7 protein-coding genes and 1 pseudogene are annotated in these 11126 nt (G+C 70.3%); 6 read left to right on the forward strand and 2 right to left on the reverse strand.

What is annotated here, in order from left to right; all coding sequences use genetic code 11:
* A complete protein-coding gene (locus tag ABZX92_RS26745; protein WP_355564812.1) occupies positions 1 to 825 on the forward strand; it encodes a sugar ABC transporter permease in 825 nt (274 codons plus the stop codon).
* On the forward strand, positions 825 to 1628 hold the full coding sequence (locus tag ABZX92_RS26750) for a carbohydrate ABC transporter permease (protein WP_355564815.1): 804 nt from the start codon (positions 825 to 827) through the stop codon (positions 1626 to 1628). The genes ABZX92_RS26745 and ABZX92_RS26750 overlap by 1 nt, the downstream gene beginning before the upstream one ends.
* Here the strand turns inward: ABZX92_RS26750 and ABZX92_RS26755 are convergent.
* Complete coding sequence (locus tag ABZX92_RS26755) at positions 1603 to 4485, reverse strand: BTAD domain-containing putative transcriptional regulator (protein WP_355564818.1); 2883 nt, start codon at positions 4483 to 4485, stop codon at positions 1603 to 1605. The two genes, ABZX92_RS26750 and ABZX92_RS26755, sit on opposite strands and share 26 nt — an antisense overlap.
* A gap of 122 nt (positions 4486 to 4607) precedes the next feature.
* On the opposite strand from ABZX92_RS26755, the gene ABZX92_RS26760 reads away from it, so the two are divergent.
* The gene (locus tag ABZX92_RS26760) at positions 4608 to 5921 is read left to right on the forward strand and encodes a VCBS repeat domain-containing M23 family metallopeptidase (RefSeq protein ID WP_355564821.1); all 1314 of its coding nucleotides are present in this window, start codon (positions 4608 to 4610) and stop codon (positions 5919 to 5921) included.
* 1 nt (position 5922) lies between these two features.
* Positions 5923 to 7089, forward strand: a complete 1167-nt coding sequence (locus tag ABZX92_RS26765) for an FG-GAP-like repeat-containing protein (protein WP_355564824.1) — start codon at positions 5923 to 5925, stop codon at positions 7087 to 7089.
* Positions 7090 to 7140: 51 nt separating this feature from the next.
* Here the strand turns inward: ABZX92_RS26765 and ABZX92_RS26770 are convergent, their stop codons facing one another.
* Positions 7141 to 9987 carry a BTAD domain-containing putative transcriptional regulator gene (locus ABZX92_RS26770; protein ID WP_355564827.1) on the reverse strand — a complete coding sequence of 949 codons (2847 nt, stop codon included), beginning with the start codon at positions 9985 to 9987 and terminating at the stop codon, positions 7141 to 7143.
* A gap of 184 nt (positions 9988 to 10171) precedes the next feature.
* Here ABZX92_RS26770 and ABZX92_RS26775 point away from each other — a divergent pair, with 184 nt between their 5' ends.
* Positions 10172 to 10672: a hypothetical protein gene (locus tag ABZX92_RS26775; RefSeq protein ID WP_355564830.1), complete on the forward strand. Its 501-nt coding sequence runs from the start codon at positions 10172 to 10174 to the stop codon at positions 10670 to 10672.
* A 105-nt stretch (positions 10673 to 10777) separates the two neighbouring features.
* A pseudogene (locus ABZX92_RS26780) lies at positions 10778 to 11056 on the forward strand (ricin-type beta-trefoil lectin domain protein); the annotation flags it as partial.
* Positions 11057 to 11126: the final 70 nt, after the last annotated feature.

Genomic DNA, 11126 nt, shown 5'->3' on the forward strand with positions numbered 1-11126 from the left:
ATGACACGACTGCGACGACTGCGTGAGCCGCTCACGGTGCTGGCGTTCCTGCTGCCGGTGCTGGTGCTGTTCGGCGCGTTCCGGTTCCTGCCGATGCTGGGCGCGGCCGGGCTGAGCGTCACGGACTACCGGCCTGGTGGCGAGTTCGAGTTCGTCGGCGCCGAGAACTACACCGGGCTGGCCGAGGACCAGTACTTCCTGGCGAGCCTGCGCACGACGTTGACCTATGTCGCGATCTACGTGCCGCTGATCCTCGTGGTGGCTCTCGGCACGGCGTTGTTGCTGCACTCGGTGCCGTGGGGACGCGGGTTCTTCCGGGCCGCGTTGTTCGCGCCGTACGTGACGAGCCTGGTGCTCAGCGGCGTGATCTGGAAGTGGCTGTTCGAGCCCGCAGGGGTGCTGCAGGACCCGTCGACGGTGCTGCCCGCGCTGGCGGTCGTCGCGGTGTGGAAGGGTTTCGGGTACGCGATGCTGATCCTGCTCGCGGGCATCCGGAACGTCCCGGCCGACTGCCTGGAAGCGGCCACAGTGGACGGTGCGAACGGGTGGCAGCGGTTCCGGCACATGCTGTTGCCGTCGTTGCGGCCCGCGATGTTCTTCGTCGTCGTGGTGGAGACCATCGGCGCGTTCCAGGTGTTCGACCTCATCTACGTGATGACGACCGGCGGTCCGGTACGGGCCAGCTACACCCTCGCGTACGCGGTGTACCAGTACGGTTTCACGTACTTCGAGGTCGGCAAGGCCGCGGCGGCCGGGCTGGTGCTGTGGGCGATCGTGCTGCTGGTGTCGCTGACCCAGCGGCGCGCGTTCGAACGGAACCCGTGATGCGGAACCGGATCGGGCTCACCGTGCTGCTCGCGATCATGTCGTTGGTCGCGATCGGGCCGTTCGTGCTCATGGTGGTCGTGGCTTTGACACCGCGCCTCTCGCCGACACTCCCCCACGCGTGGCCGACCTCGTTGACCTTGGACAACCTCGCCGGCCTGCTGTCGACAGAGAGCTTCCTGCGGTGGACCGGCAACACGGTGATCTACTCGGCGGTGTCGGTCGGCGCGGTGCTGCTGTCGGCGTCGATGGCCGGGTACGTGTTCGCGCGCAAGCGTTTTCCCGGCCGGGACGCGCTGCTGTGGTCGTTGCTGTCGACGCTGATGGTGCCGTTCCACGCGGTGCTGATGCCGTCGGTGGTGATCATCCAGCTGCTCGGCTGGGCGGACACGTACTGGGGGTTGATCATCCCGACGCTGGCCAACGCGCAGGCCGTGCTGTTGCTGCGCCAGTTCATCCGCGCGCTGCCGGACGAGGTGTTCGACGCCGCCCGGATCGACGGCGCCGGCGACTGGCGGATCTACTGGAACATCGTGCTGCCGTTGTGCCGGCCGGTGCTCGGCACGCTGGCGGTGTTCGTGTTCCTGTGGCACTGGAACGACTTCCTGTGGCCGCTCGTCGTCTCGGGTGGCGGCGAGACCAGCACGTTGACGGTCGGTCTGGCCACATTGGACGCCGGGCACCTCACGCTGCCCGAGCTGATGTCCGCGGCGACCGTCACCGGGGTGCCGTGCCTGCTGGTGTTCCTGTTGGTGCAGCGCAGGCTCGTCAGCACCGTCAGCTTCGCCGGTCCGGGACGCTGAGTCCCAGCTGCCGCAACGCATTCACGGTCCGGTTGACGTGCACGGGCATGTCGAGCCGCCGGAACAGCTGCAGCGCCTGCTCGAAGCACGCAGCGGCTTCATCAAAGCGCTGGTTGCGGTGCGCGACCCAGCCGAGGCTGTAGAGGGTGGCGGCCTTGCCGACGCTCTCGTCCTCCGGTGAGAACACGGTCAGCGAGCGGGACATCATCTCGGATGCCTTCGAAGCGTCGCCCTGCTCGGCGTAGGTGGCGGCGAGCACGTGCAACGCCAACGCCTCGTCACGCGGGCAGGACGCGGCGCGGAACAGCTCCACGGCGTCGAGCAGCGCGCGTTCGGTCTGGGCGAGATCTCCCCTGGCCTTGTGGTGCAGGCCGAGGCTGAACAACGCGCAGGCCTGCCCGTACCGGCTGCCGAGTCGCCGGAAGATCTCCAGCGCCTGGCCGAGACAGCGCGCGGCCTCGGCCTGATCGCCCTGGTTGCGGTGCACGATCCCGAGTGCCTGCAACGCGAACGCCTCGCCGCTCTCGTCCTCACCCGCGCTGAACGTCTCGCGCGCCCGGCTCAGCTGGACGGCGGCCTCGTCCTGCCTGCCGTGGAACAGGTGCACGCTGCCGAGCCCGAGGCGCGCGTAGGCGTGACCGCGGTGCTCGTCGGTGCCCGCGAAGATCTCCTGGGCTCGCCCGAAGTGCTCGCTGGCCTCGCGGTAGCGGTCGCGGTAGAACGCCAGCGCGCCCAGGCCTTGGTGCAGGATCGCCTGGTGGCGTTCGTCCGTGGCGGCGGCGAGAGCCAGCTCGTGGGTGTGGCGCCACAGGTCGTAGTGGCTGCGCAGGTCGAACAACGTGGTCAGCGCGCAGGCCAGGTCGCACGCCAGCCCCGTCATGCCGAGCTTCAACGCCTGTTCGACGACGCCGACGAGCGCGTCCCGTTCGGATTCCAGCCACACCAGCGGATCCGCGAGCAACCGGCTGGCGTCGAGCCCGCTGGGTGCGGGATCGAGCCGCACCTTGAGGAACCGCGACGGCAGGCCCGCTTCGGCTTGAGCCGCCAGGTCGAGCCACGCGGTGAAAGCCCGGTGCAGCGCGGCGGTCCGGTCGTCGTCGATCTCGTTGGCGCGCTCGCGGGCGAAGACGCGCAGCAGGTCGTGGAAGCGATACCGGCCCTGCCAGACCTCCAGCAGGTGCACGTCGGCGAGGCTGTCGACGATCTCCTCGGCGTCCAGCACGTCGATGTCCAGCAACGCGGCCACGACCCAGCCGGGGAAGTCCGGCACGTCGAGCAGGCCGAGCAGCCGGAACGCGCGGCGCTGCACGTCGTCGAGCGCCTCGTAGCTCCACGCCAGGCTGGCACGGGCCTCCAGGTCGTCGATGCGCAGCTCGTTGAGCCGGTTCCCTTCTCCCGCAAGGCGTTCGGCGAGGCGGCTCACGCTCCAATGGCCGCGGCGGGCGAGGCGGGAGGCGGCGATGCGCAGAGCCAGCGGGAGGTTGCCGCAGTAGCGGGCGACGGCGGCGGCCGCGTCGGGTTCGGCGGTCATCCGGTCCTGGCCGGCGATCTCGCCCAGCAGCTTGACCGCGTCCTCGGCGCCGAGCACGTCGAGGTGGACGGTCTGCGCGCCGACGAGCTGCACGCGGCTGGTGACGAGGACGGCGGACGAGTCGGAGCCGGGCAGCAGCGGGCGGATCTGGGCCATGCTCCTGGCGTCGTCCAGCACGATCAGCACCTGGCGGGCGGCGAGCTGGGAGCGGTAGAGGGCGGCGCGGGCTTCGAGGTCCTCCGGGACCGCGTGCGGGTGGACGCCGAGCGCGATGAGGAGCTCCGCGAGAACCGTCGCGGGATCACGGGGTGACGGGCTGGTGCCGCCGAGCCGGACGTAGAGCTGGCCGCCGCCGAACTGGTCGCCGGCCTCGTGGGCGGCGCGGACGGCCAGTGACGTCTTGCCGACGCCCGCCTTGCCGGTGATGGCGGCGAGCGTGGACTTGGTGCGGTGCGTGAGGACTTCGTGGAGCTGAGCCAGTTCGGCGGTGCGGCCGGTGAAGTTGTCGACCTCTGGCGGCAGCTGCACGGGTCTGACCGGGGTGAGGCCCCCGGAGCCGGGTCTCTCCGCTCGGTGCCCGCCCCGCAGGATCTCCTGGTGCAGGTCCTGGATCTGGTCGCACGGATCGACGCCGAGCGCGTCGACGAGCACCTCGCGGACCGCGCGGTAGGTCTCCAGCGCCTCGGCCCGCCGCCCGGCCTCGTGCTGGGCCCGCATCAGCCGCCACCACAGGCCTTCCCGCAGCGGGAACTGCCGGACCTGCACGCCCAGCTCGGTGATCAGCGCGCCGTACTGGCCCGCGGCGAGCCGTGCGTCGGCGGAGTCTTCTCTCGCCGCGGCGGCCATCTCGTCGAGCCTGACCGCGTCGGCTTCGAGCCAACCGGCGCGCGGGACGTCCTCCAGGAGGGTGCCGCGCCAGAGCTGCCAGGCGTCCTGCCAGAGCCTGACGGCCTTGTCGGCATCTCCCGCGGCCAACGCCTCGCGCGCTCTGGCGGTGGTGGCCTCGAAGATCTCGCTGTCCAGCTCGCCGGGCTCGACGTGCAGCCGGTAGCCAGCGCTGTCCGTGGTGAGCCTGCCGGGCAGGCCGATCTCGGTGAGGTCGCGGCGCAACCGGCTCACGTAGGTGTGCACGTTCGCGACGGCGGACACGGGTGGGTTCTCGCCCCACAACGCGTCGATGAGGCCGGCCTGGCTGACGGACTGCCGGGCGCGCACGAGCAGCGCCGCGAGCAGTGCGCGTTGCCGCGGACCGGCGGACTTGAGCGGCTGCCCTGAGTTGGCCACCCGCAACGGACCCAGAATCTCGAAGCTCGCCGAGTTCCCCACGCCGGGCAGCGTGCACCACATGCCTTGCAAGGAACCTTGTAGACGCCTTGTAGGTGCCGTGTAGAACTGCTCCATAAATTCCGTTTCAACTTCCTTTGACGACAAGAAACGGAATTGGGGAAATGGCTTCCAGAATCGGCAGAACGGTCGTCGGCGTCGCCGTGGCCGCAATGGCGGTGACGCTCGCACCGAGCACCGCGCAGGCCGCCGCTCCCGCACTCGAGCTGCCGTTCATCTGCGGCACCTCGTGGGTCGGCAACTCCGACGGCAGCAGCGCGCACCGCAACAACGAGATCGACTGGAACATGTCCGGCACCAGCGGAAACGAGGACCTCGGCGAGCCAGTGCTCGCCGCGGCGGCCGGCACCGTGATGACGGAGGGTGGCGAGAGCTCCGCCTACGGCAACTACCTGGAGATCGACCACGGCGGCGGTTATTCGACGCTGTACGCGCACCTCGACAAGAAGTCGGTGCACGACGGCGACACCGTGCGGCAGGGCCAGGTCATCGGCACGGTCGGCAACACCGACGGCAACTCCCCCGGCATTTCCGCGCACCTGCACTTCGAATACCGCAACCGGGGCAGCGGCCAGAGCTACCCGAACTACATCCGGCCCGCCTCGTTCCACGGCGACGCGTTCGACTACGCCGCGGGCACCGAGACGTACGTGTCGCAGAACTGCGGCACCGCGAACAAGGCCGCCAAGAGCATCAACGGCGACATCTACGACGACGCGATCGGGGTCGACGCCTCCGGCACCGCGTGGATCTACAAGGGCAAGGCGGGCGGCGGGTTCACCGCGGCGACGCGGCTGGGTCCCGGCTGGGGCGGCTTCTCGGTGATCGCGATCAACGACTCCAACGCCGACGGCTGGGCCGACCTGTTCGCGGTCCGCGACGGCACGCTCTACTACTGGGCCAACCGCGGTGACGGCACGTTCACGGCCTCCAAGGAGGTGGGCACGGGCTGGGGCGCGTTCGAGTACGTGTCCTTTGTGGACATCAACGGCGACAACAAGACCGACATCCTCGCCCGCGACGGCGGCAAGATGTACGTCTACACCGGCCAGGGCGGCGGCGCGTTCTCCTCTCGTTCGCTGCTGGGTGAGGGCTGGGCGGGTCTCTTGCGGCACACCGCGGGAGACGCCGACGCGGACGGTGACGGCGACATCTGGGCCACGAACTCCGCTGGTGAACTCTTCTTCTGGCGCAAGGACGCGTCCGGCTACGCGACGGCGGCGCAGGTCGGTTCCGGCTGGAACGGCTTCCGCCAGCTCGTGTCGATGGACGTCAACGGCGACGCGAAGGCCGACCTCGTGGCGGTCCGCACGTCCGACAACACGCTGTGGCAGTGGCTGGGCGGCGGCGCCGGGACGTTCGGCAAGGCCGTGCAGATCGGCGGCGGCTGGGCCGGCTTCGACCTGGCGGTGAACTGACATGAGGATCCTGTCCGGAGTTCTCGCCCTGGCCGCGGCGGCGAGCGTGGCGTTCGTCCCCGCCGCCCAGGCCGCCGGTGACATCGACCTCTGCGTCTCGAACGGCCGCGCCGCCGGGTTCGCCGGGGAGAGGCTCGTCGTCGCGGTGGCGGTGGGCATGGCCGAGTCCCGGTGCGACCCGTCGGCCCGGTACGTGAACAACGACGTCCACAACTCGGTCGACCGCGGTCTGTGGCAGCTCAACGACTACTGGCACCCCGAGGTCAGCGACTCCTGCGCCTACAACGCGGCGTGCAACGCCAGGGAGGCGTACAAGATCTCCAAGGAGGGCGCGGACTGGTCGCAGTGGTCGACCTACAAGTCGGGCCGCTACAAGTCGTTCATGGACGACGCCCGCGCGGCTGTCGGCGCGCCCCCGGCCGTCGTGCTGCCGGGCAAGAGCGTGAACGGTGACAAGTACGACGACGCGCTGGGCGTGGACCCGTCCGGCACGGCGTGGATCTATCGCGGCAAGGCCGGTGGCGGGTTCGCGGCCGGCGTGCGGCTCGGGCCGGGCTGGGGCGGGTTCTCGCGGATCGGCATCGGCGACTCCGACGCCGACGGCTGGGCCGACCTGTGGGCGATCGGCAACGGCACGCTCTACTACTGGCACAACCAGGGCGACGGCACGTTCGGCTCCGCGCAGACCGTGGGCTCCGGCTGGGCGGCCATGGAGAACGTGGCGTTCGGCGATGTCAACGGCGACAACAAGACCGACATCCTGGCCCGCGACGGCGGCAACATGTACCTCTACGTCGGCCGCGGTTCGGGCAAGTTCGCCGAGCGGGTCCTCGTCGGTGCCGGCTGGGCGTCGCTGGCGCGGCACCTGGTCGGCGACGCCGACGGTGACTCGGACGGTGACATCTGGGCGACGAACTCGGCCGGTGAGCTCTTCTTCTGGAAGCGCAACGGTGCCGACTTCGCGACCGCGGTGCAGGTCGGCTCGGGCTGGAACGGGTTCCGGCAGATGACGGCGATGGACGTCAACGGGGACAACAAGGCAGACCTCGTGGCCATCCGCTCGTCGGACAACACGCTCTGGCAGTGGCTGGGCACCGGGACCGGCGGGTTCTCGTCCGCGGCCCAGGTCGGCTCCGGCTGGACCGGCTGGGACCTGGCAGCCAACTGACGCTCGCGATGAAGGGTTCCTTCCTGCACCTGAGGTGGAGGAAGGAACCCTTCATCGTGGAGGTTCGAGGCCCAGCTGGGTCAGCGCCCGCTCGGTCCACTCGCGGTGCATCGGCATGTCCAGCTTCTCGAAGAGGCGCCACGCCTGGTCGAAGCAGGCGGCGGCGTGGTCGCCGCGGCCGCCGCGGTGCGCGACCCAGCCGAGGCTGTACAGGGTCTCGGCCTTGCCGACGCTCTCGTCCGCCGGGGAGAACGCGACCTGCGAGCGGGCCATCAGCTCGGCGGCCCGGTTCGCATCCCCCTGCCGGGCGTGCACGGCGGCCAGGACGTGCAGCGCCAGTGCCTCGTCGCGCGGACAGGACACCGCGCCGAACAGCTCGACGGCCTCCATCAGCGCGCGTTCGGTGGCCTCCAGGTCGCCGCGGGCGTTGTGGTGCAGGCCCATGCTGAACAACGTGCACGCCCGCCCGTAGCCGCAGCCCAGCTCCGCGAAGATCGCCAGCGAGCTGTCGAGGAGTGCTTCCGCGTCGTCGAGGCGGCCCTGGTTGCGGCGGACGACTCCCAGTCCCTGCAACGAGAACGCCTCCCCGCAGGCGTCCTGGCAGTCGCGGAACACGGCCAGCGCGCGGGTCAGCTCGACCACCGCCTCGTCGTGCTGCCCGTGGAACATGTGCACGCTGCCCACCCCGAGATCGGCGTAGGCGTGGCCGCGAACGTCGCCTCGTTCGGCGAAGAGTCGTTGTGCCGTCGCGAAGTACGCGCTCGCCTCGTGGAAGTGGTCGCGGTAGAACGCCAGCGCGCCAAGGCCCTGGTTCAGGATCGCCTGGTGGTGTGCGTCATCGGTGGCTTCCAGTGCGAGCGTGTGGGTCCGCCGCCACAGGTCGTAGTGGCCGTGCAGGTCGAACAACGTCGTCAGCACGCCGGTGACCTCGCACCCCAGCCTCGTGAGGCCCACCGCGATCGCCTGCGCCGCCACCGCGACCAGGGCGTCGCGCTCGGTTTCGAGGAACGTGAGCGGATCGCCGGTGGCGAGGCCGGGCAGCGAGCCGCGATCGGGCACCCGCACCTTGAGGAACCGGCACGGCAGGTCGGTTTCCGCCCGCACGGCCAGGTCGAGCCACGCGGTGAACGCCCTGCGCAACGCCTCGGTGCGAGCCTCGGGATCGTCCTGCTCCAGCGCGCGTTCGCGGCCGAACACGCGCAGCAGCTCGTGGAAGCGGTAGCGGCCCGGCCCGGCGGACTCCAGCAGGTGCACGTCGGCCAGGCTGTCGGTGATCTCCTCGCCGTCGGGGACGTCCAGCATCGGGCCGGTGACCCAGCCGGGGAAGTCGGGCGCGTCCAGCAGGCTCAGCAGCCGGAACGCGCGCTGCTGGTCGTCGGTCAGCGTGTGGTAGCTCAGCGCCAGGCTGGCGCGCGCCTCCAGGTCGTCGATGCGCAGCTCGTTGAGCCGCGTGCCCTCCCCGGCCAGCCGGTCGGCCAGCCTGCCGATCGTCCAATGTGCCCGCCGCGCCAGCCTGGCGCCCGCGATGCGCAACGCCAGCGGCAGGTGGCCGCAGTAGCGCGCCACCTCGGCGGCGGCGCCGGGTTCGGAGTCCAGCCGGTCCTGCCCGGCGATCGACCCCAGCAGCCGCACCGAGTCCTGTGCGTCGAGGACGTCGAGGTGCACGGTGTGCGCGCCGTCGGTCTCGACGAGCTGCACCCGGCTGGTGATCAGCACCGCGGACTCGGCCGAACCGGGCAGCAGCGGCCGGACCTGCGCCATGCCCGCCGCGTCGTCCAGCACGATCAGCACCTGCCGGGCCGCGAGCTGCGACCGGTACAGCGCGGCCTGCGCCTCCAGGTCGTCCGGTACCGCGTGCGGGTGCACGCCGAGCGCGATCAACAGCTCCACGAGCACGGTCGCCGGGTCGCGCGGTGACGGCGACGTGCCGCCCAGCCGCACGTAGAGGTGCCCGCCGCGGAACCCGGCGCCGACCTCGTGCGCCACCCGCACCGCGAGCGCGGTCTTGCCGACCCCCGCCTTGCCGGTGATCGCGACGGTTCGCCGTTTCCGGTGCAGCAGCCGGACCAGCTCGGCCGTCTCGGCCGCGCGCCCGGTGAAGTTCTCGACGTCGGGAGGCAGCTGCATCGGCCTCATCCCGCGCTGGACCGTCCCGCTCAGGACCTCCTGGTGCAGCCGCCGGACCTCGTCGCACGGCTCGACCCCGAGCGCCTCGACCAGCACACCTCTCATCGTGCGGTAGGTCTCCAGCGCCTCGGCCCGCCGCCCGGCCCGGTGCTGGGCGAGGATCAGCCGCTGCCACAGCCCTTCCCGCAACGGCAGCTGCCGCACCAACGCACCCAGCTCCGTGATGACGGTGCCCAGCTGCCCTGCCGCGAGCCGGGCGTCGGCGAAGTCCTCCCTGGCGGAGGCGGCCATCTCCTCCAGCCGCACCACCTCGACCTCCAGCCAGCCCGCCAGCTCGACGTCCTCCAGCGGCGAGCCCCGCCAGTAGGTCCACGCCTCTTCCCAGATCGCCACCGATTTCACCGCGTCGCCCCGCTGCAGTGCGGTGCGTGCCTCGTCCGCGGCGAGGTGGAAGTGCGTCCTGTCGAGCTCTCCCGGTTCGAGGCGCAGCAGATAGCTGCCGCTGTCGGTGACCACCCGGTCCTTGAGGCCGATACCGGCCAGGTCCTGCCTCAGCCGGCTCACGTGGGTGTGCACGTTCGCGACCGCCGACGCGGGCGGCCGCTCACCCCACAGCGCCTCGACGATGTCCGGCAGCCCGACCGGCTGGCCCGGCCTGATCAGCAGTGCCGCCAGCAGCGCCCGTTGCCGCTGGCTGGCCTGCGACAGCCGCAGGCCGTTGTTCGTGACGCGCAGCGGCCCGAGGACCGCGAACGTCGCTGTAGTAACCAAGGCTCCCCCACCCGGTCCAATGCAACGACTCCGGAGCGTAGCAGCGTCGCCACACTGCGCACACAGCCGAACGAGTGCGCCCCGGTAGCACGCTGTAGACGCTCTGTAGGTTGCCTGTAGATCGAGTTTTCTAGATTCCCCTCAGATCGCGAAAAAAGCGCGATTCTTCACAAAGGGGATTTTCATGGAGTTCAGGGGAATTGTCCGCAAGGTCGCCGGCGTGGGCGCGGCGCTCGCGGCGGCGGGCACGATGCTGATCGCGCCCGTTTCGGCGTCTGCGGCCTCGGACGTGCAGCTCCAGGCCCGCGGCACGATCGTGAACATCAAGCACGCGAGCTCGCGCAACTGCCTGGCCGCCAACCACCTCGGTCAGGTCGGTCTCGCCGCCTGCGACGGCTCGAACGACACGAAGTGGGACAACTTCGTGAGTGGCGGGGTCGGCAGGTACCGCAACGTCGCGTTCAACGCGTGTCTGGCCGCGGACAGCGGCGGGGTGGTCGGCATCCTCACCGACTGCGACACGCTGTGGTCCGGCTGGACGTCCACGTCCGGCTCGCCGAAGTACATCAAGCACGCCGTGTCGACCACCAAGTGCCTGCACACCAACAGCGGCGCTGTCGAGAAGTTCGCCTACCTGATCACGTGTGAGGAGGCCACGCGCTGGAGCGTGCTCCCCACGACCTGACACGAAATACACGGCCGGTAAAGGGGGTTCATCATGGAGTTCAAGTCAATGCTGCGCCGTGTCGTCGGCGGGTCGGCAGCGGTCGCGGCGGTCGGCGCGACGCTGATGGCGCCGGCGTCGGCGGCTCCGGCGCCAGAAGGCGAGTTCGGCGTGAACGCGCTTTTCCAGATCAAGCACCCGAACGCGAACAACTGCCTGGACAACGGAGACGGCGACGTCTTCCTGTACATGTGCGACAACGCAGACTCGCAGCAGTGGAACAACTACGCCCCCGGCCGTTTCAGGAACGACGCCAGCGGGCTGTGCCTGGCCTCGAACGGCGTGAAGGTCTTCACGATGGACTGCGGGACCCCGTCCAGCACGTGGACCACCACCTCCACCAATCCCAAGCTCCAGCTCGAAGCAGCGCGGCGCGGAGACGTCCTCGAGGTTGACCGCGCCGAACGACGGACGC

The organism is Lentzea sp. NPDC006480, assembly GCF_040611995.1.
Lineage (GTDB): Bacteria > Actinomycetota > Actinomycetes > Mycobacteriales > Pseudonocardiaceae > Lentzea.

What these genes read in the sequence shown, in the direction of transcription:
- ABZX92_RS26775 (WP_355564830.1), top strand. Translation starts at nt 10,172, where the DNA reads ATGGAGTTCAGGGGAATTGTCCGCAAGGTCGCCGGCGTGGGCGCGGCG.
- ABZX92_RS26765 (WP_355564824.1), top strand. Translation starts at nt 5,923, where the DNA reads ATGAGGATCCTGTCCGGAGTTCTCGCCCTGGCCGCGGCGGCGAGCGTG.
- ABZX92_RS26745 (WP_355564812.1), top strand. Translation starts at nt 1, where the DNA reads ATGACACGACTGCGACGACTGCGTGAGCCGCTCACGGTGCTGGCGTTC.
- ABZX92_RS26760 (WP_355564821.1), top strand. Translation starts at nt 4,608, where the DNA reads ATGGCTTCCAGAATCGGCAGAACGGTCGTCGGCGTCGCCGTGGCCGCA.
- ABZX92_RS26750 (WP_355564815.1), top strand. Translation starts at nt 825, where the DNA reads ATGCGGAACCGGATCGGGCTCACCGTGCTGCTCGCGATCATGTCGTTG.